The following is a 19,929-nucleotide window of genomic DNA, read 5'->3' on the forward strand; positions in this document are numbered from 1 at the left end:
GACTATGCGCCATCGTAAGAGTGGAGTCAAGCTGGGTCGTACCGGCAGTCATCGTAAAGCAATGTTCCAGAACATGACTAACTCATTGTTTGAGCATGAACTGATCAAAACAACTTTACCAAAAGCTAAAGAATTACGCCGCGTTGCCGAGCCATTAATTACTCTAGCAAAAGAAGATAGCGTTGCTAACCGTCGCTTGGCATTTAGCCGTATGCGTAGCAAAGCTATGGTAGGTAAACTATTTAGCACGTTAGGACCTCGTTACCAAACGCGTCCAGGTGGTTATCTGCGTATCGTTAAGTGTGGTCACCGTGATGGTGATAACGCACCTATGGCTTATGTAGAATTAGTTGACCGCGACTAGTCTATAAGCCGTTTAGGTTTTGTACAAAAAAGCGCCAATTTATTGGCGCTTTTTTTATGTCTGAAATTTAGATCTAAAGCTATTACATTATTTGTAAGGTGCATTCTATGCTTTAATATTTAAGTGGTTCTTAAAGGCAATCGGCATATGGAACGCACCCTACGTTTAGTGAGCAGTTGAAAATACAAATAATGTAAAGCCTTTATAGTAACAAGTCGCTGACATCCGCCGCGCCCTGCCGGATAACCTCAGGTTGACTATTGGTCATATCGACGATAGTAGTCAGCTTAGTAGTCTTAATGCCGGCATTTATGAGACCATCAACTTGATTATCTAATAGCTCTTCGATATCGAAAGGATCATCTAAAATATCGTCACGATCAGGTAAAATAAGTGAGCTGGTCAAGATAGGCTCGTCCATCGCTTCTAATAGTGCTTGTGCGATAGGATTGCTCGGTACGCGAATACCGATGGTCTTTTTCTTAGCATGAGCGAGCTTTTTTGGGACATCTTTGGTGGCATTCAAAATAAAAGTAATCGGCGCAGGAGTATGCGCTTTTAGTTGTTTGAATTGGACATTATCGACCGTAGCATAAGTGGCAATCTCGCTTAGATCGCGGCACAGCAAGGTGAATTGATGCTTATCATCAAGCTCGCGTATCATCTTTAGCTTCTCTAAAGCGTCCTTAGCGCCTAGACGGCAGCCAAACGCATAGCTGGTATCAGTCGGATAAATAATAAGTTTGTCATCTCGCAGCATGTCAGCGGCTTGCTTGATAAGCCGAGGCTGCGGATTGTCAGGATGAATATACAGCGTTTGCATAATGGCTCCTCGTTTATAGTTCTTTTTTATTGTTTTTCTCATTTATATTAAATGAATAACGATTCAATACCCAGTATAAAATCAAAAAAGTTTTAGATAGTAGTAGTGACAGGTTACAAATGGTGGCGAATCGTTAACTGGTAATTTTTATTAATAAATTGATTGAGTGTCTTTATCACCAAATAAGCTCAAGAGTGTTTTTAGTAAAGTCTGAGCATCCCTAGGTAAGCTTTGCGGCTGAGCGATATAGTTTTGCGCTTGCCGATAGACGTCACTGGCAAAAGTGCTACGGCTAGTATCGAATTCTGCAAATAGATTGTCTTGGGATACTTGAAAGGGACGCTGACAAGCTAAAGTAAACAAGCACTCTAAAGCTTGCGGTTTGACCTCAACACGCTCAAAAGCATGCTGCTGGGCTTCACTGCGACCATCTGCTGCATACCAATAGCCAAAGTCGCTTAACTGTCGCCGTGCCTGTCCGGCGATACACCAGTGGCTGATCTCATGCAAAGCGCTATTAAAGAACCCATGCGCGAACTCAATACGGGCTAGGTTACCGTTATTCGCTGGAAAATATTCTGGCTCATGTGCACCGCGCACCAGCTCTACCTGCTGATCAACAAAGAGCTGATTAAATAGCTGTATCAAAGCTGTAGTCGCTTTATCGTCGTCAGCCAATAGCTTTAGATCATCAGCATCAAAGTTACTGCAATCGATTGTCAAACTGCTATTCTTTGAGCTAGACTTATCAGCTTCCTTATCAGCTAAGGCATTAAGCGCTTCTAGGAGCCTATTAGCGGCACCGTTGGTCAACAGAGTAGAGAAGTCGGTATGAGTATCAGTTGTCAGGATTGTGGTTATCATAGAGATTTTAATTATATAGAAAAGTCGCTCGTAACAATTAGCGACAAATGACTAAAAATTGATGACTAAAAACAGAGCTATTGGTACTAATAATTCGCAGTTTTAACGCTGCAAAAACAGTAACATACTTGCGCTAGTGTCCTACCGCGCTTTCAGTTAGTATGGCAAGCAATATTATACCCCATTTTGATCAGCGAGGCCGCTTATGTCACCTTCTCAAACTAACTCTAAATCAGAGACTGTCACTCAAGATAATAAAGCGTCATCTCACGTACGTATGCCTGAATACATCTCTTTGAATAAATGGGAAGATACGGGCTTTGAGTGGCAAGGTGAAGTCAATCCTACTTCCTTTGAGCGCTTAGCCGCTTCGTTGACTGATGAGCATCAACAAACTAATTTGCCAGTACACACGCATCTATACCGCCGTAATAATGTTCTGCATTTATCCTTTGAGGTAGAAGGCGAGGTGTGGTTGACTTGCCAACGCTGTTTGCAGTCTGTAGCGACGTCCTTAACCGATGACTATGATATTGCATTGCTAGAAGATGAGAGCCAGGCAAGTTTGGTGGATGAGGAGCAAGACTATTTGCTTCTTGAGGAAATAGTGGATAATCAAACCCCTGAGCGCTTACTACCGCTTAAGAAACTCATTGAAGATGAGCTACTACTCAAGATGCCTTTAGCGCCCAAACATGACGACTGTGAAATGAGCGTTAAGCAGTTTGGAGAGATACCAGAAGAGGAAGAGGGCGAAAACCCTTTTGCTGCTTTATCAGCGTTAAAGGGCAAGCTGTAATTTTTTACTAGCCTATTTTGTGACTAGGCACAGAAGAGTTTGACGCAGGGCTTTATTAATCTGATAAATCCGCGTATAATGTCCCGTTTATTGCATTCTAGTAAGGCGCTGCTGGTCGCTGAGCTTGTATTAATAAAGGCTTAGTGAGATTCAATTGGCAGGTTAAACAGATAGCAAACTCATTAATTTAGTACTGTGTTAAGTTTTCGTGGTTGATGTTTGATAGATCATAAGCTTAAGTCAGTATCGATTAAAGCTGAATTTTAAGCTTACCCCTTTTTAAGTATAGGAGCTATATCATGGCTGTTCAAAAAAGTCGTAAAAGCCGTTCTCGTCGTGACATGCGCCGTTCACACCACCGTATGGAAGTGGCTGAGCTGAGCGTAGATGCTACTACTGGTGAGAAACATCGTCGTCATCATATGACTAAAGACGGATTCTATCGCGGTCGTCAGTTGTTCAAAGTTGCTCAAGACGCTTAATCTATTGCTTGATAAGTAAACGTATCAATAAATAGTAGCTAACCATAATAGTAGCTATTATTCGTTATGATGTTTGCTGTTGAACATACAGATTATAAAAAAGCCAAGTTATCTTGCTATCATATATTGTATAGCGTGGTGGCTTGGCTTTTTGCCATTTAGAATTTGATGAACAATGTCGTCACCGTCTCATATATGGTGGTTGTTTAATTGATATCATTTATTAGCGCTATAATAATCTGAGTACAGTTGTTAACTATGATAATTGAGCAGAGCAGTGTATAGTTTGCTCATGATTATGATGAATTATAAATGAATGAGCTATTACCACAGACGATGAGCTACTAAATACAATTTATGATAACTGACCCGTTTATTATATTTGCTTATTGTCAAAAGCGCTTTTAATCACTAAGGAATATTGGCTATGGCATTAACGCCTGATACGATAACAACGAAGCCCCGTATTGCAATTGTCTTTCCTGGGCAAGGTGCGCAAGCAGTCGGCATGACCGCAGAGCTGAGCGAAATCTACCCGCAGATTCGCGATACATTCGCTGAGGCTAGCACTGCGCTGGGAGAGGATTTGTGGGCGATTTGTCAAGACGAGGATAAGCTCAACCAGACTCAGTATACTCAGCCTGCGCTATTAGCAGCGAGTATCGCTATTTGGCGTATCTTACAAGAAAAGCTGACTGAGGCGAATATTACTCCTTGCTATTTAGCGGGGCATTCTCTTGGAGAGTACAGTGCGCTGTGTGCTTCTGGAGTGCTTAGTTTTGCTGATGCGATACAGCTAGTACATAAACGTGGTCAACTAATGCAAGAGGCGGTTGCTGGTATCGATACTGCTATGGCTGCTGTATTAGGTCTTGAAGATAGCCGCGTCGAAACCTTATGTGAGCAAGCGACTGAGCATGTAGATGATGCTATTGTTAACGCTGCAAACTTCAATAGCCCTGGGCAAGTGGTGATCTCTGGCAATGCGCTAGGCGTTGCTGCCGTCATCGACAAAGTACAGAACACGGGCAAAAAAGCGATACCTCTCAAGGTCAGTGTGCCTTCTCATTGCGCTTTGATGGAACCTGCTAGCCAAGCATTAGCCGAAGCTTTGGCAGCTATTAATTTCGATCAAGCGACGATTCCGGTGATCCAAAATCGCCATGCACGGGTCGAGACCAGTTCGCCCAGTATTAAGCAAGCATTGACCGAGCAGCTCAGTGAAGCGGTGCTATGGTCAAAAACTATGCAAGAGCTCGCAGACAAACAAATCAATATTCTAATCGAATGCGGCAGTGGTAATGTACTGAGCAATTTGGCTAAGCGTCAAGCTCAACCGATTACCAGCTATCCAACGGACAAGCCTGCTCGTCTTGATAAATTAATGGAGGCACTATCATGAGTCGTACAATTACCTTAGTTTCTGGTGCTAGCCGAGGCATAGGCAAGGCGGTTGCCAAGCGCTTTGCTAAAGAAGGTCATTTTGTCATTGGTACCGCAACGACTGAGAAGGGCGCAGCCCTCATCGATGATTATCTGCATGATTCAGGTGGTATAGGCCGAGTATTAGACGTTCGAGACCCTGAACAAATCGATAAGCTGTTTGAAGAGATTGAGAGTGTCTACGGCGCGGTGCAAGTACTCGTTAACAATGCTGGCATCACTAAAGACGGCCTGCTTATGCGTATGAAAGATGAAGATTGGGAAAGTGTCATCGACACTAACCTGACCTCAGTGTACCGGATGAGCAAACGTGCGGTTCGCGGTATGATGAAAGCGCGCCGTGGCCGTATTATCAATATCAGCTCAGTAGTCGCTAAGATGGGTAATGCTGGACAGTCGAACTACGCCGCGACTAAAGCAGGTCTTGAAGGTTTTAGCCGAACGCTTGCGCGCGAGATCGGCTCACGGCAGGTGACTATCAATTGCGTGGCACCCGGTCTGATCGAAACGGATATGACGGACGAGCTTGACGAGCGTCTGCTCAACTCTATGTTAGATGCCGTGCCTATCGGGCGTTTGGGTCAGCCAGAAGATATCGCTGCTGCGGTGTTATTTTTAGCAGGTGACGAAGCCAGTTATATCACAGGAGCTGTCATTCCAGTCAACGGCGGCATGTATATGTAGTGCGCTGCAATGATATACTGTGCTTATATGTAGTGCGCTACACTAAGCACAAAAAGTTAAATATTAAAAAGTTACATTAGCACAATAAAAAACTGTGTGAACGAGTGTAAACTCTAATAAATGCTGTTATAATAACGGACACTTTTAGGCCAAACCCCTGTATTATAGCAATTGGTTATTCGGGTCAAAAACTGATAATGATATCGAGCTATCTGTAACCAGTCAGCACTATCACAGTTTAACTAAGCCCTTAACGCTTCAGATAATTGCTATAATTCCCAAATTGATAGACACTAAGGAGTACTTTGTATGAGCAATAACGATATTGAGCTAAGAATAAAATCTGCCGTAGCAGAGCAGTTAGGCATGAACGTTGAAGATATCAAAAACGAAGCTTCTTTTATGGAAGACTTAGGCGCTGATTCTTTGGACTTAGTTGAGCTAGTTATGTCATTTGAAAGTGATTTCGGTATCACTATCCCTGATGAAGACTCAGCAGAATTGACTACAGTACAAAAAGCTATCGATTACGTACAAGCCCAGCTGTAATATGGTGTCAGTTTACCCTATTATCAGCGAGCTGCTGCGCCGTTTATCTTAATAGATAAGCGGTTTTTTTTTGGCTCGCATTTATGACTAGCATTGATATTAAGCTAAACCTATTCCATAAGGTGACATAAGTTTTCATAAGTTTAACATTACTCAACATACCGCTACTATGCAAAACTCTAGCCTTTGTTATACTCATAAAGTAAATAATAGATAACAACATCAAAAGGAGTAATTAGATGGGAATGTTCAGTTTTGCAAAAGACATTGGTGATAAGATTTTTAATCGTGATGATGACAAGCACGATGCAAAAAAAGAAACTCAAGCAGACGCTAATACCCCAGTAAAAGATAACGAACCATCGGCGCAGTCGGTGGCGAATATTTTGCTACGTCGTATTCAGCAGCAGAATCTGCAGATCAGTAATTTAAAAGTCAAATATAATGGTTCTACTGATACTGCTGAAATCAGCGGTAATGCAAAGACTCAAGCGGACCGCGAAAAAGCGATTATTGCTATTGGTAACGTTCAAAACGTAGCAAAGGTTATCGACAATATCGATATCGAAGAAGATGCGCCAGAATCTACCATGTACACAGTAAAATCAGGTGACAGTCTCTCAAAAATCGCTCAAGACGTTTATGGCTCATCAAGCGATTATATGAAAATATTTGAAGCTAACAAACCTATGCTGTCAGATCCAGATAAGATTTATCCCGGTCAAGTACTGCGTATTCCTAAGCCATAATGCTGCCAACTTATTTTTAACCCATTAACTGGGTAAAAAGTAATATTTTGATTTTGATGAACGCTTCTTATTTAATAAGAGGCGTTTTTTATTGGTTTAACTTGAAGGGGAAGTCTTGTTAGCGATTAATTTGCTAGTTTGCTCTTCTATAGCCCAGTGAATATGCTCATTCAAAATATCATTGTGTTGACCAAGTCTAGATTTTAATTGCTCAATATTAATATCATCAGCAGTGGCATTGCCTAGACCGATAGCGATATTACGCAGAAAGTTCACATAGCCGGTACGGCGTAGCGGGCTGCCTTGGGTGTATTGTAAAAAATCCGCCTCGCTCCATTGCCAAAGCTCAAGCAGACTACTGCTATCGAGTTTATGTCTTGGGGCAAAGTCCTCAACCGTTGTGAGCTTGGCATAACGATTCCAAGGGCATATCAGCTGACAGTCGTCGCAGCCAAACACACGGTTGCCAATAGCGCGGCGATATTTAACATCAATAACGCCGTCATGCTCGATGGTCAAATATGAGATGCAAGCGGCTGCGTTGAGCTCATGCGGACCCACGATTGCCTGAGTAGGACAGATATCGATACAAGCGCGGCAGCTACCGCAATGCGCGGCAACCGGCTGATCATCAGGTAGCTCTAGACTGATAAATAGCTCGCCCAATACAAAAAAAGAACCGGCTTGTTTATTGAGCAACAAGGTGTGCTTGCCGGTCCAGCCAAGGCCAGCAGCATCAGCGATAGGCCGCTCAAAAATAGGCGCAGAGTCGCTAAAAGGCCGAAAGACAAAATCACTATTTGCACCAATATCGTCTCCAATAGCTAGTTGCTGCCATTCTGGCAGCATCGCTTCTATCCTCAAAGCCAGTTGTTTGAGGCGACTGCGCATGGTCTTGTGATAGTCGCGCCCGCGAGCATAGCGCGCAATGATACCGTGGTTTGGGCGATCGTCATCTTCAACGGTGCGCGGTTTAGGCGTTTCAGTCAAATAGTCCATACGCACGCTAACGATAGTCTTAGCGCCTTCTACCAACTGCTCAGGATGAGCACGCAGGTGGTGATTGCCATGCATAAACTGTAACTGTCCTTCATAACCTTTCGCTAACCAAAGCTGCAACTGCTCAAGCTGCTGCGCAAATAAAGGATGCTGCACGGATATAAATCCGCAATCGGCAAATCCTAAATCTCGCGCTTGCGCCTTAATCCACTGCTTGATCTCTTCAGGCGAAGAAAAGCTAGGTTTGTCAGTACTAGGGATAAGGCTAGAAGATGATTTCATAGGATAAGATAAGCGGCCTATATGATTGAGTAAACGGATAATTGAGCGAACGGATGATTAAGTGAACGACAGCTATTATGCCATGACAAGCCGCTCTGACCCAAAAAAGATAGCATAATACCGATGATATCCATACAGAAGTCGCCCTCGACATTTGCTACCCTTATTCTCATCTATTTGTACTCTAAGCTTTATAAGGATTATCTATGCCTACTATTAAAAAGTCACTTTCAAGTCCTGCAACGCTGCCCATCGCTTTGTATACTAGCTCGCAAGTCTATGCTATAGAGCAAGATTGGTTTGCTGATGGCTATAGCAGTTTTGCCTTGATGCAGCAGGCCGCTTGGCAGATGGCGCAGCGCATTATAGACGTTGATGATATCGTGCAAAGTCAAAAAAGTCGCAGGCTGAGTCATGAGAATACCCACCTCACAGCTCAGCAATACAACAGAGACAAGCGCGCCGTTATCTGGGCGGGACGAGGTAACAATGGCGGTGATGGCTGGCTGATTGCTTTATATTTACAGCGAGCAGGCTGGCAGGTCAAAGTTATGACCGTTGGCATGGCCGCTATCGACAAAGAAGGGAATAATGACTCAAACAATAGTGAGGAGACAGAGCAGGTCAGTGATGCCCTTAAAGCCCAGCGCTTAGCACTGACCGCTGGTTGCTCTTATCTACGTTTTGAAGATCAGGGTTTTAAAGATAAGGAGTTTGATGAGAGTGATTTCCCTAGAGCAGATGTCTATATTGATGCGCTCTTTGGTATCGGCCTAGATCGCGCACCAACAGGTATTTATCAGCAAGCGATTACCACTTTTAACCGGCTGACTGAGCGTGACTGTGCTTTGGCAGTAGCGGTAGATGTGCCTAGTGGTCTTGTGGCTTCAACAGGGCAGGTGTTTGCGCATTTGGTAGTACGTGCTGATATTACTTTATGCCTTGTCGCGCGTAAGCTTGGTTTACATACCAAAGATGGTAAAGACTATGCTGGTGAAGTTTTGGACATTCCGCTCATACCTATCACTTCTAAACCTATCACCTCTAAATCGCCTGCGGCTACTTTATTACAGACCGCTTATGCTTTAGCGCCGCGTCAGCAAAACAGTTATAAAGGTAGTTATGGTCACGTGTTAATAATAGCTGGCAATCGTGTGGATGGCTCGCAAGGCATGGGCGGCGCAGCGATTTTATCAGCATCAAGTGCTATGGCAACTGGAGCCGGCAAAATTACGGTAGCTTGTCACGACGCTTTTCATGGAGCACTACTGACCTCATTACCAGATGCAATGACTATCGATCTGCACGATGTCGAAGGTCTCAAAAGCTTGATTAAAGATGCTAGCGTTATCGCTATAGGCATGGGACTTGGCCGAGATGATAAGGCTAAAAATTTATTTATCGCTTACCTAAACGCGGCCATCGAAGCAGGTAAGGCTATAGTCATTGATGCGGATGGTTTGTACCATTTAGCGACCTTACAAAGTGATGAGCATAAGTTAGTTAAAGCACTAAAAGCACATAGTACTCAGCATAAAGTGTATCTGACGCCGCATAGTGGCGAGGCGGCTATGCTATTAAATAAAGAAATTAGCGAAATAGAAGAAGATCGCTTAACCGCCATCAAGCAAGCTGCGGATCAGTATGGTGGCAATTGGGTGCTAAAAGGAGCAGGGACGCTTATATTAGAGCAGAATCTACATGATAAAAATAATAATAAACCGAAGGTGTATGTCTGTGCTACTGGCAATGCAGGAATGGCAACGGCGGGCATGGGCGATGTGTTATCAGGAGTATGCGCAGGGCTGTTAGCGCAGCTAGACTTGGCCGATGAGGCGCGCAGTCTCAGACAGGCTGTGCTTGTTCACGGCTTAGCAGGTGATGCCTTACTGAATCAATTAACAAGTGATAAGGCTAGCGTTGCTAGTGGCTTATCGCTGAGAGTAGGGCAGCGCGGCATGCAGGCGCAAGATATGCCAGCGGCTGTTCGCTCTGTGATGGAGGCTTTAATAGTACCTCATTGATAATATAGGTTTTTTCAAACCGTTTATAAGCTCGCTTAGTATATTGAGCGAGCTTAGTTTTGTTAGCTACAATACTGGCTAATCGCTTGTTGTACTCGTTCACGCTTGAGCTCAATCTCACGGCTGTCTAGATATTCGCGATTACCACTTGCGTCCATCTCATAAATGCGCCCACCCACATTGAGGTTGGTTAAGTTATTACGTAGTGATTGGCAGCGCTGGGCATTGGCGTTGGCTTCTTGTTCTTTGATACGAGCCTCAAGCTGAGCGACTCGCTGAGCTTCAGCGTCTTTAGGGGCAGTATCTGGACTATCGCTAGTTCTATTAGCCATTTGGCCGGCATCAGTTTGACGACCATCACTGCGAAACTCAATCATCTCAACGTTTTCGCCATTATGCGGGGCGTGTTGGCTATATTTAATCTCCCCATGCGCTCCAATAGACTTGTAAACCTGAATCGCATGACTGGCATTCATAGACAATAACAAAATACTACAAGTCGATAAGCCAAAAACAAGCTTAGAGGCGATAGTTGTCAAGGGGGCGTAAGCCATTTTCAGAATCCTTTTTGCCAATGAGAAAACAGGGAGTGTTTATCTATCGATATCTATAGGTAAGCATTAAAGCCTAGCCACATTATACATAATTAAAAAAGCTTAGCTCAATTAAAAAGCCTAACTTCATTTTAGTAAAAATCTTTAAAACTAAATACCAATTATTTTGTTTCAAAGGGAGTTGTAAAACTTATAGTTGGGCTTAGGCTTCATAAGTTTCTCTTGACAATAATAGCCAAAACAGTGACTATAATAACAGTTGGTCAGTGAGCGGCATTTATAATTTTGCCGTAGCACTTGAAAACAAAGTCTCTTAGGCTGCTTATCGGTGGCTTGATAGTTTTGTTTTCTTTGTGACAGTAGCAGAGCAAGGATAGCGGCCATTCATTGGCCTATTGTTGATTGTGCTATTTGTCTCCGGACTTATCGGTCTACAATGACTAAGATAAACTTATTATTTTTAACCCTTTACCGCCAAGTCGGTTTGTTGCCATGAGTAATGGCGTATCAATGCTACAAACTAGTTTTGATGCCATAAGCTTAAAAGGTGAATCGCTTACGCAAAGACACTAAGAGGCAATTATCATAATTGTTATTAGTGAGTTTGAGCTCTTTTATCTTTAGCGGTTCAGTGACTCATTAGCCTTTATTGGTAGTAACGCACTATTGGTATTTGGTTGGTATCTAAATAATAAGCCTCTTTTATAGATGCACTCGCATCTAGTCATCATATACCGATATACCTCTTTAAGCTGACCTTAAAATGGCTGTGTTCAAGTAGCAAGCTGCTTTATGCTTTTTATAAAGCCAAGCTGTTTTTGCATAGTGAGTAGATACTCTTCTATGGACAAAGATAAGCACAACTTTGGGTAGTAGATGTCGGCACAATAAGTCTTTGTGCTCTGATCTATACTCATAAAAGCTGCATCTGCGCTGTAAATAAAGGTGATGATAGTGACGCAAACTACGCAAAGTCCGAATATGACCGGACACACGCAAACGGCTAACGCCGCCAAACATTTTGAAGAAAAGCAACAGCAGCTAGCTGAGAATGAGCCTGTCATGCTCTCTGGCGCTGAGATGCTAATACAAGCGCTGACTGACGAAGGCGTTAAGTATATCTTCGGTTATCCCGGCGGCGCGGTTCTACATATCTATGATGCGCTATTTAAGCAAGAAGTCATTGAGCATATTCTAGTGCGTCATGAGCAGGCGGCAGGCCATATGGCCGATGCCTATTCGCGAGTGACAGGCAATACGGGTGTTGTGCTCGCCACCTCTGGCCCAGGCGCGACCAATACGGTAACGGCTATTGCCACGGCCTTTATGGATTCAGTGCCAATGGTAGTCATCTCAGGACAGGTCCCTAGTAGTCTAATTGGTGAAGATGCGTTCCAAGAGACTGATATGGTTGGGGTCTCGCGCCCAATCGTCAAGCATAGCTTTCAAGTGCGCCATGCCAGCGAAATCCCTACCATCGTCAAAAAAGCCTTTCATATCGCAAGCTCAGGTCGTCCAGGCCCAGTCGTTATCGATGTGCCAAAAGACATGACAGCGCCAAGCGAAAAATACGTTTATGAGTACCCAGAATCGGTATCCATGCGCTCTTACCAGCCATCACAAAAAGGCCATGGCGGTCAGATTAAACGCGCGGTCGAGACTTTATTAGCGGCGAAGCGCCCAGTGGTCTACTCAGGTGGCGGCGTGATTTGGAGCAATGCTTATGAAGAGCTTCGCGATCTTGCGCACCGTTTGAATCTGCCTGTGACCAATACGCTAATGGGTTTAGGGGCTTTTGATGGTACCGACGAGCAGTTCCTCGGGATGCTTGGTATGCATGGTACTTATGAAGCCAATATGAGTATGCATCATGCTGACGTCATCCTAGCGGTAGGAGCTCGTTTTGATGATCGCGTCACCAATAATGTCAAAAAATTCTGCCCGAATGCAACGATTATTCATATTGATATCGATCCGGCTTCTATCTCAAAGACTATCTTCGCTCATGTTCCTATCGTTGGCGATGTCAAATCTGTCTTGACTGATATGCTTGATAGCATTGGACATGATAAAGAGCTTGATCAGCCAGCATTAACTGATTGGTGGTCACAAATCAATGAGTGGCGTAAGCGTCATGGCCTACGTTATGACACCAGTACCGAAAATGGTATTAAGCCGCAAAGCGTCGTACAAGCTTTAGACAAAGTGACCAATAGTAATGCTATTATCACAAGCGACGTCGGCCAGCATCAGATGTTTGCCGCGCTGTATTATACCTATAGAGAGCCGCGCCAATGGTTAAACTCAGGCGGCCTTGGCACTATGGGTGTGGGCTTGCCTTATGCTATGGCAGCCAAATTAGCTTGTCCAGATCGCGACGTGGTATGTATCACCGGTGAGGGCTCTATTCAGATGAATATCCAAGAGCTATCCACATGCTTACAGTACAATCTGCCTGTCAAAATCTTGAACATCAATAACGCGCAGCTTGGTATGGTTAAGCAGTGGCAAGACATGCTATATGAAGGTCGTCATGCTCAGTCCTACATGAACTCTTTACCTGATTTTATCAAGCTCGCTGAGAGCTACGGGCATGTTGGGATCAAGATTACCAATCCTGAAACCATGGAAGCACAGTTAGCAGAAGCTATGGCGATGACTGACAAGCTAGTATTTATCGACGTCTATGTAGATCGCAATGAACATGTTTATCCGATGCAAGTGGCTGGACAGACGATGCGTGATATGTGGCTAACCAAAGGGGAGCGTACTTAATGCAACAACCACATCTGATCTCGGTATTAATGGAAAACGAAGCAGGGTCGTTGTCGCGATTGGTCGGCTTATTCTCGCAGCGCGGCTACAATATCGAGACTTTGAACGTCGCCCCAACTGATGATCCTACAATCTCGCGTTTGACGCTAACGACGATCACGTCTCCAGAGAAAATAGAGCAAATCACTAAGCAGTTGCATAAGCTTATTGAAGTCGTTAAAGTGCTTAACTTATCCGAAACAGTTCATGTTGAGCGTGAGCTGATGCTGATTAAAGTGCGTGCGACTGGTAATGTCCGTGAAGAGATTAAACGTAGCGCAGATATCTTTCGCGCGCAGATCGTCGATGTCAATGCCAGCTTATACACCATCCAAATCGTCGGTGATAAAGCCAAGCTCGATGGTTTCATTGAGACTATAGGCCGTGAACGCGTACTTGAAGTCGTCCGCTCTGGGGTGATAGGTATTGCCCGCGGTGAAAAAACGCTAAGTATATAAAACTCATTTTAAGTTTGATATCGAAATTAACACTGTCAGTTATCAGGACTTTAAAACTGATAACTTAAAATTAACAACAAGCTTATAGCGTACAATCAATGAATACATTGGCGATACTATAAGTGTTACTAGCCATGGCTCTCCATGATTAAGGAAAAGGACTCTGTATGAACGTTTTTTATGATAAAGACTGTGATTTATCTATCATCCAAGGCAAAAAAGTCGCTATTATCGGTTATGGCTCACAAGGCCATGCCCATGCGCTAAACCTGCAAGACTCTGGCGTAGACGTCACAGTTGGTCTACGTGCTAACTCAAGCTCTCGCAAAAAAGCTGAAAACGCTGGCTTAAAAGTCGCAGACGTCGCTGAAGCGGTAAAAGCCGCTGACGTGGTCATGATTCTGACGCCTGATGAGTTCCAAAAAGAGCTGTATAAAAATGAGATCGAGCCAAATATCAAAGAAGGCGCAACGCTAGCGTTCGCTCATGGTTTTGCGATTCATTATAATCAAGTCGAGCCGCGTAAAGATCTTGATGTCATCATGGTCGCGCCAAAAGCGCCTGGTCATACCGTGCGTAACGAGTTCACTAAAGGCGGCGGTATCCCTGATCTCATCGCTGTCTATCAAGATGCCTCTGGTCAAGCCAAGCAATTAGCTTTATCTTATGCAGCAGGTGTGGGCGGTGGTCGTTCAGGTATTATCGAGACAACTTTCAAAGATGAGACGGAAACGGATCTATTTGGCGAGCAAGCGGTACTTTGCGGCGGCGCAGTAGAGCTGGTCAAAATGGGCTTTGAAACCCTGACCGAAGCTGGCTATGCTCCAGAGATGGCTTACTTTGAGTGCTTGCATGAGCTCAAACTTATCGTCGATCTCATGTATGAAGGCGGTATCGCTGATATGAACTACTCTATCAGTAACAACGCTGAATACGGCGAATACGTCACAGGTACCGAGGTCATCAATGAGCAATCACGTGAGGCGATGCGCAATGCGCTAAAACGCATCCAGTCAGGTGAGTATGCCAAGATGTTCATCTCTGAGGGCGCAACCAACTATCCATCAATGACTGCGCGTCGTCGTAACAACGCTGAGCATCAAATCGAGATCACTGGTGCCAAACTACGCGGCATGATGCCTTGGATCGGTGGTAACAAAATCATCGATAAAGATAAAAACTAAAGCCAACCTGAATAAGGTGTCTTTGTAGTTTTGGGACTTAAGTTTTAAAGTCTAAGTCTTTAAAATCTAAGTACTTAAAATATAAGTTCTAAGATTTTAGTTTCAATCAAAATACTAACCCATGCTATCCGCTCGATGGCATGGGTTTTTTATAAGTAAAAAGTTTATAGTAGAAAAAGCGCCGTCTAGTCCAACAAGGATCTTGAAAACGAGTAGACATTGCCTCATATAAGCACTCAGCTTAGTCTCTGAATCAGTATTTGTAGTGCTCGATATGCTTTTTAAGTCGTTACTGCATGAGTCATTATCATGATTACTATGAATGTATGGTTTACAACTATCGATCTAAAAGCGCGATTTATGTGCTTCTCTCCAGACTAAGCAAAAAATAAGACAAAATTAAATTTAATGTTAACTATAGGTTGTGTTGTGCAAATATCAAATCCAGACTGGCTAACGCCGCAGTTCGTATATATTACTCTTAGCGCCGTAGTCGCTGTTTTGATTTGGATTGAGTGCTCAATGCTCAAGCGCAGTGACGGTAAGCTACCTAAGTCAGCGCTATTTAGGTTCAGCTCATTTGCAGATACCGCTTGGTTTTTTGTCTCAACTGTCGCCTTGTACGCTATAGATTTAGCACCACTTGCTGTGGCTGTGCCCGCCGCTTATGGTATTTATACTGTTTTTGGCTGGATATATGGCACGCGACTACTAAAGCGCAAAGGCATTCCAGACTCACCTGCAGATTTGGTGGTACCCGTCAAATATATAGCGTATAGCCAATCTTTTGCATTGATATTCTTCGCTCTGTGTTTATTAGTATTAGCGTCACCTTGGCTACCTATAGCAAGTTAAAGCTTGTCTATTATGTATGGACATAAGACTCACTCATTGGCAAGGATTAACAATTAAAACTTTACAAAAATACCTAATTTAACCTGTCACTATTGATAAAAACTGCTATAATCGAAGAGTGCTCATAGGCTGCAAGCCAATAACGGTAAGCAATCGCTAAGATAAATTACTGTGTTAGTTTAAGGGTTCAATCCAAAAGCAGATGGGTATTTATCAATTAATCGGTGATGACTGATGTCGCACCAATCGTTTAAGAGTTAGGAAAAATTATGTCTGATAAAGTTGAAGGCACCGTAAAGTGGTTTAATGAAGCTAAAGGCTTTGGTTTCATCGCACAAGATAATGGCGGTCAAGATGTATTTGCTCATTACAGCGCTATCCAAGGTAGTGGTTTCAAAACACTAGCGGAAGGCCAAAAAGTGTTATTCGTTTTAGGTGAAGGCCAAAAAGGTCCACAAGCTGAGCAAATCGAAGCGCTATAAGTGTATTTACTATAGGGGATAACTGATATCAGTTACTCTTATCTATAGATCTACACGCACAAATGACTATGTTGTGAGAACAACAAACCTATTGTTTAGACTGTATAGCAAAAGCAACCTTTCATCGGGTTGCTTTTTTTTGTCTAAATTTTGGATAAATTGTACAAAAGGCTATCTGCAAATACCTCGATAGCGCTTTGAGAGACAACCGTTTTTGAATTAAAGCATTACTTACTCATGTTCAACAGTTTGCAGGAGATAACAAAAAGAAAGTAACAAGCGAATCTTGTCTGATATCTTACAATGAATGTCATCTACAAAAACAAAACGACTAGGATAAGAATATGGATTGGCAAACTTGGTTTTCGATTAATTGGCAACAAGTTGTCGGTATAGCACTGTCAGTTATCGGCTTTTATTTTTGTCTGATATTGTTTACTCGTATTGTTGGTTTACGTAGCTTCTCGAAGTTATCGAGTTATGACTTGGCTATGACTGTCGGTATCGGTAGCATATTGGCATCAACCGTATTGTCAAAATCAACGTCGCTGCTGCAAGGCGTGTTTGCTATTGGGATGCTGTTCACGCTGCAAGCAGTACTCTCCATCATTAGACGAAAGTTCAAGCCATTTAAAGCGCTTATAGATAATCAGCCTATTATCTTGATGGCGAATGGAGCGTATCTTTATGACAATCTAAAAGAAGCAAAGCTTAGCGAGAACGATATCAAACAAATCCTACGTAAAAATGGCATAAAATCTAAATCAGAAGTTTTTGCAGTGATTATGGAGACGACAGCTGACATAAGCGTTATAAAATCTAGCGATACCAGTCCTGATTGGTCGCTATTTGACGATATTCGCGATAATGAGATTTTGGTAACGACCTACGATAATGGTATTGAGCAGCAAAGTAGGGTAGACGTATTTTCGAAATAATAACAAAACGTTAAGCAATTTGCAGGTGACAGATGCTATAAAGGGTACTAATAACAAGGCTTTAGGAAAACGAGCAAAGCTATCATTGTTTTAATTATAGTATTTATTCAAATGCTTATAAATTTATGACCCATTATTCACGGCGTCATCTTGACCTAAAAGCCTTGCTCACGCAAGATAGTCGGGTCTTATAAGCTAAGCGTAAATATTTACCACATCCCAGTTTACTGACTATAGTAAACTTATGTGTCAAAGGTAAGATTAATAAAAGTAAGATCTATATTAGCCATCAATGAATGGCTTTAATTCATAATATTCATAAACGAGGAACGTATGAAAGCATTAGTCGCGGTCAAGCGTGTCATTGATTATAACGTAAAAGTTCGTGTCAAAGCTGATAACTCAGGTGTCGACTTATCGAATACTAAGATGTCTATCAACCCATTTGATGAAATCGCTGTAGAAGAGGCAGTACGCCTAAAAGAAGCAGGCGTCATTGATGAGATTATCGTCGCGTCAATCGGACCAAAAGAGTCACAAGAGCAGATCCGTGCAGCTTTAGCACTAGGTGCTGATCGTGGTGTACTCGTCCAAACTGATGAAAAACCATATCCGTTACAAGTCGCTAAAATCTTAAAAAATATCGCTGAGAGCGAGAGCACTGATATCATCTTGTTAGGTAAGCAAGCTATTGATGATGACAACAACCAAACCGGTCAGATGCTAGCGGCGCTGATGGGCGTAGGTCAAGGTACTTTCGCTTCAGAGGTCAAAGTAGAAGGCGATAAAGTCAACGTCACTCGTGAGATTGATGGTGGTTTGCAGACCGTTGCTTTAGATCTACCGGCAATTATCACTACTGATTTACGTCTAAATGAGCCACGCTACGCTAAGCTACCAAACATCATGAAAGCAAAGAAAAAGCCACTTGACGAAAAGACGCCAGCTGATTTTGGTGTAGATATGGCATCTAAGCAGCAAATTACTAAAGTTGAGCCGCCAGCAGAGCGTCAGGCAGGTATCACTGTGAAGTCTGTAGATGAGTTGGTTGATAAGCTAAAAAATGAAGCTAAAGTAATCTAATATTGACTATATATTTGGCAAAGTGATATGCATAGTTTCTTTTAAAATCCGTCTGATTAAAAGATAGAGTAGGGACTGAAGAATAAGACATATCACAAAAGCTGCCATCATAGATATTAAAGCACATAAACGATTACGCGAATATATAAAGGACAAAAACAATGGCCATTTTGGTATATGCAGAACATGACAATGCCAGTCTAAAAAAGGCAACCTTAAATACTATCGCTGCGGCAAAGCAAATGGGCGATGACATCCATGTATTAGTCGCTGGCAGTAGCGCTCAAGCAGCAGCTGATGAAGCAGCAAAAGCTGAAGGTGTTAGCAAAGTCTTATTAGCGGATAATGCCGCTTACGAGCATCAACTAGCCGCAAACGTTGCGCTATTGGTAGCGGACATCGCTGGTGATTACAGCCATATTGTTGCCGCTGCGACCACAACCGGTAAGAACTTTATGCCTCGCGTTGCAGCGCTACTTGACGTTAGTATGCTGTCTGAGATCTCAGCAGTAGTAGACGCGCATACTTTTGAGCGTCCTATTTATGCTGGTAACGCGACTGCGACAGTGAAAACCTCAGAAGAAAAAGTAGTTGTCACCGTACGTACGACCGCTTTTGACCCAGTAGCAAGTGAAGGTGGTTCAGCCTCTGTTGAAACCATCGATAATGTACAAGACGCAGGTAAGTCAAGCTTCGTTAATGAAGAGATGGCAGCCTCAGATCGTCCAGAGCTGACTTCAGCTGGTATTGTCGTCTCAGGTGGTCGTGCCTTGGCAAATGGTGAAAACTTCACTAAATACATTGAGCCATTAGCAGATAAGCTAGGCGCTGCTATCGGTGCATCACGCGCCGCTGTAGACGCAGGTTATGTGCCAAACGACATGCAGGTCGGTCAAACAGGCAAGATTGTTGCGCCGCAGCTTTATATCGCCGCTGGTATCTCTGGTGCGATTCAGCATTTAGCAGGTATGAAAGACTCTAAAGTTATCGTTGCGATCAATAATGACCCAGAAGCGCCTATTGCTAGCGTTGCCGATTACTTCTTAGAAGCAGATCTATTCGAAGCTTTACCTGAATTGACTAGCAAAGTATAAAGCTCAACGCTTTTGACTACTAAGAAACTTAATTTGTATCATATAAGCCCTGCTATCATATAGCGGGGCTTTTTATTGAGCTGACTATTGGGCTGATTATTAGACTAAGATTATATATTGAGTCGACCTTATAATTTATAAAAATCCACTTTATAGTAGTTTGAAGTAGTGTTGGTTAGGGTAGGGTTATCGGATAGAGGCTGCGTTTAGGCTACTATATGACTCTACAATGCTATTGAGATAATTGTCACGGACGAGAAGGTGGAGAATCAGTATGAATGCAATTTTACAGTTAGAACCGACTTGGTAGCAGTGGATCGCAAACAATACTTAGATTAACACACCAAGTGCAACGCTAATTAATATTATAGAACGCCTGCATAGGCGTCTTAAACCCTAATCGTT

General features: G+C 43.0%; 20 protein-coding genes. 16 read left to right on the forward strand and 4 right to left on the reverse strand.

Annotated elements, in window-relative coordinates:
• Positions 1–4: 4 nt before the first annotated feature.
• Positions 5–364: a 50S ribosomal protein L17 gene (gene rplQ, locus AAEY83_RS07460; protein ID WP_025644362.1), complete on the forward strand. Its 360-nt coding sequence runs from the start codon at positions 5–7 to the stop codon at positions 362–364.
• A gap of 202 nt (positions 365–566) precedes the next feature.
• Here the strand turns inward: rplQ and AAEY83_RS07465 are convergent, their stop codons facing one another.
• Together AAEY83_RS07465 and AAEY83_RS07470 are read right to left on the reverse strand one after the other, a co-directional pair.
• Complete coding sequence (locus AAEY83_RS07465; protein ID WP_025644360.1) at positions 567–1,187, reverse strand: L-threonylcarbamoyladenylate synthase; 621 nt, start codon at positions 1,185–1,187, stop codon at positions 567–569.
• Between the two features lie 150 nt (positions 1,188–1,337).
• Positions 1,338–2,051, reverse strand: a complete 714-nt coding sequence (locus AAEY83_RS07470) for an elongation factor P hydroxylase (RefSeq protein ID WP_025644358.1) — start codon at positions 2,049–2,051, stop codon at positions 1,338–1,340.
• Positions 2,052–2,256: 205 nt separating this feature from the next.
• On the opposite strand from AAEY83_RS07470, the gene AAEY83_RS07475 reads away from it, so the two are divergent.
• The 6 genes from AAEY83_RS07475 to lysM all read left to right on the forward strand — a co-directional run bounded on the left by AAEY83_RS07475 (position 2,257) and on the right by lysM (position 6,757).
• Positions 2,257–2,850 carry a YceD family protein gene (locus AAEY83_RS07475; protein ID WP_025644356.1) on the forward strand — a complete coding sequence of 198 codons (594 nt, stop codon included), beginning with the start codon at positions 2,257–2,259 and terminating at the stop codon, positions 2,848–2,850.
• A gap of 299 nt (positions 2,851–3,149) precedes the next feature.
• The gene (rpmF, locus tag AAEY83_RS07480; protein ID WP_025644354.1) at positions 3,150–3,332 is read left to right on the forward strand and encodes a 50S ribosomal protein L32; all 183 of its coding nucleotides are present in this window, start codon (positions 3,150–3,152) and stop codon (positions 3,330–3,332) included.
• A 427-nt stretch (positions 3,333–3,759) separates the two neighbouring features.
• Positions 3,760–4,734 (forward strand): ACP S-malonyltransferase, encoded by a 975-nt coding sequence (gene fabD / locus AAEY83_RS07485; RefSeq protein WP_025644352.1) that lies wholly within the window; start codon positions 3,760–3,762, stop codon positions 4,732–4,734.
• A complete protein-coding gene (gene fabG, locus AAEY83_RS07490; RefSeq protein ID WP_025644350.1) occupies positions 4,731–5,459 on the forward strand; it encodes a 3-oxoacyl-ACP reductase FabG in 729 nt (242 codons plus the stop codon). Before fabD ends, fabG begins: the two co-directional genes overlap by 4 nt.
• A gap of 309 nt (positions 5,460–5,768) precedes the next feature.
• Complete coding sequence (gene acpP, locus AAEY83_RS07495) at positions 5,769–6,008, forward strand: acyl carrier protein (protein ID WP_025644348.1); 240 nt, start codon at positions 5,769–5,771, stop codon at positions 6,006–6,008.
• Between the two features lie 239 nt (positions 6,009–6,247).
• Positions 6,248–6,757, forward strand: a complete 510-nt coding sequence (gene lysM, locus AAEY83_RS07500; RefSeq protein WP_025644346.1) for a peptidoglycan-binding protein LysM — start codon at positions 6,248–6,250, stop codon at positions 6,755–6,757.
• Between the two features lie 96 nt (positions 6,758–6,853).
• Here lysM and queG read toward each other — a convergent pair whose 3' ends face one another.
• On the reverse strand, positions 6,854–8,038 hold the full coding sequence (queG, locus tag AAEY83_RS07505) for a tRNA epoxyqueuosine(34) reductase QueG (RefSeq protein WP_025644344.1): 1,185 nt from the start codon (positions 8,036–8,038) through the stop codon (positions 6,854–6,856).
• 206 nt (positions 8,039–8,244) lie between these two features.
• Between queG and AAEY83_RS07510 the strand changes: the two genes are divergently transcribed.
• Positions 8,245–10,062: an NAD(P)H-hydrate dehydratase gene (locus tag AAEY83_RS07510; RefSeq protein ID WP_025644342.1), complete on the forward strand. Its 1,818-nt coding sequence runs from the start codon at positions 8,245–8,247 to the stop codon at positions 10,060–10,062.
• A gap of 62 nt (positions 10,063–10,124) precedes the next feature.
• Here AAEY83_RS07510 and AAEY83_RS07515 read toward each other — a convergent pair whose 3' ends face one another.
• Complete coding sequence (locus AAEY83_RS07515) at positions 10,125–10,616, reverse strand: DUF4124 domain-containing protein (RefSeq protein ID WP_025644340.1); 492 nt, start codon at positions 10,614–10,616, stop codon at positions 10,125–10,127.
• 1,062 nt (positions 10,617–11,678) lie between these two features.
• Here AAEY83_RS07515 and AAEY83_RS07520 point away from each other — a divergent pair.
• The 8 genes from AAEY83_RS07520 (at position 11,679) to AAEY83_RS07555 (ending at position 19,524) form a co-directional block, all read left to right on the forward strand.
• Positions 11,679–13,391 carry an acetolactate synthase 3 large subunit gene (locus AAEY83_RS07520; RefSeq protein ID WP_025644336.1) on the forward strand — a complete coding sequence of 571 codons (1,713 nt, stop codon included), beginning with the start codon at positions 11,679–11,681 and terminating at the stop codon, positions 13,389–13,391.
• A complete protein-coding gene (gene ilvN / locus AAEY83_RS07525) occupies positions 13,391–13,888 on the forward strand; it encodes an acetolactate synthase small subunit (protein ID WP_025644334.1) in 498 nt (165 codons plus the stop codon). Before AAEY83_RS07520 ends, ilvN begins: the two co-directional genes overlap by 1 nt.
• 167 nt (positions 13,889–14,055) lie before the next feature.
• Positions 14,056–15,072 carry a ketol-acid reductoisomerase gene (gene ilvC / locus AAEY83_RS07530; RefSeq protein ID WP_025644332.1) on the forward strand — a complete coding sequence of 339 codons (1,017 nt, stop codon included), beginning with the start codon at positions 14,056–14,058 and terminating at the stop codon, positions 15,070–15,072.
• A gap of 429 nt (positions 15,073–15,501) precedes the next feature.
• Positions 15,502–15,927, forward strand: a complete 426-nt coding sequence (locus AAEY83_RS07535; protein WP_025644330.1) for a hypothetical protein — start codon at positions 15,502–15,504, stop codon at positions 15,925–15,927.
• 269 nt (positions 15,928–16,196) lie between these two features.
• Positions 16,197–16,409 (forward strand): cold-shock protein, encoded by a 213-nt coding sequence (locus AAEY83_RS07540; protein WP_025644328.1) that lies wholly within the window; start codon positions 16,197–16,199, stop codon positions 16,407–16,409.
• A 344-nt stretch (positions 16,410–16,753) separates the two neighbouring features.
• Positions 16,754–17,347 carry a DUF421 domain-containing protein gene (locus AAEY83_RS07545; RefSeq protein ID WP_025644326.1) on the forward strand — a complete coding sequence of 198 codons (594 nt, stop codon included), beginning with the start codon at positions 16,754–16,756 and terminating at the stop codon, positions 17,345–17,347.
• Positions 17,348–17,680: 333 nt separating this feature from the next.
• Entirely contained in the window at positions 17,681–18,430 is a 750-nt protein-coding gene (locus AAEY83_RS07550; RefSeq protein WP_025644324.1) for an electron transfer flavoprotein subunit beta/FixA family protein, read from the forward strand.
• 161 nt (positions 18,431–18,591) lie between these two features.
• Positions 18,592–19,524: an electron transfer flavoprotein subunit alpha/FixB family protein gene (locus tag AAEY83_RS07555; protein WP_025644322.1), complete on the forward strand. Its 933-nt coding sequence runs from the start codon at positions 18,592–18,594 to the stop codon at positions 19,522–19,524.
• Positions 19,525–19,929: the final 405 nt, after the last annotated feature.

Source organism: Psychrobacter sp. TB20-MNA-CIBAN-0197 (assembly GCF_040309765.1).
In the GTDB taxonomy this organism is placed as follows: Bacteria; Pseudomonadota; Gammaproteobacteria; order Pseudomonadales; family Moraxellaceae; genus Psychrobacter; species Psychrobacter submarinus.